This window comes from Vibrio sp. 1641 (assembly GCF_033339995.1).
In the GTDB taxonomy this organism is placed as follows: domain Bacteria; phylum Pseudomonadota; class Gammaproteobacteria; order Enterobacterales; family Vibrionaceae; genus Vibrio; species Vibrio alginolyticus.
In genome coordinates, this window is record NZ_JAWOVP010000227.1 from 1 (window position 1) to 654 (window position 654).

Below are 654 nucleotides of genomic sequence, written 5' to 3' on the forward strand. Positions count from 1 at the left end.
GAACGATCGTGTTGAAGTCGCGGTGTTTGCAAGCAACGACAGCTACGTTGATTACTCTTCATTCCTGTTTGGCAATACAACGGATAACGGTGGTCAGTACTTAGAGGGGACCCCGTCAAGAGCCGATAATACGGCGCGTTTCGTGGCTTATCGCTACGCGAATGGCGAAGATCTATCTATTTTGAACCTTGAGCACGAGTACACTCACTACTTGGATGCACGTTCCAACCAATACGGTTCATTCAGCGACAACTTAGCTCATGGTCATATCGTTTGGTGGCTGGAAGGCTTTGCGGAATACATGCATTACAAACAAGGTTACAAGGCCGCGATCGATCTGATCCCAAGTGGCAAACTGAGCCTTTCAACGGTGTTTGACACCACATACTCGCACGATAGCAACCGCATTTACCGTTGGGGCTACTTGGCGGTTCGCTTCATGCTAGAAAACCACCCTCAAGATGTAGAGAGCTTGTTGGCGTTGTCTCGTTCAGGTCAGTTTGCACAATGGGCGCAGCAGGTTACTGTGCTTGGTCAACAATATGATGCGGAATTTGATCGTTGGTTAGATACGTTAGAAGTGGTAGTTGAACCGGAGCAACCAGGAACGGACCCAGAAGAGCCAAGCGAACCAACAGAACCTGAAGTGCAAGT

The 654-nt window shown here is 48.9% G+C and carries 1 protein-coding gene; it reads left to right on the forward strand.

What is annotated here, in order from left to right; all coding sequences use genetic code 11:
* Positions 1–654: collagenase (locus R7Z47_RS25200; protein ID WP_318130811.1), on the forward strand; the 654-nt coding region annotated here is incomplete at both ends.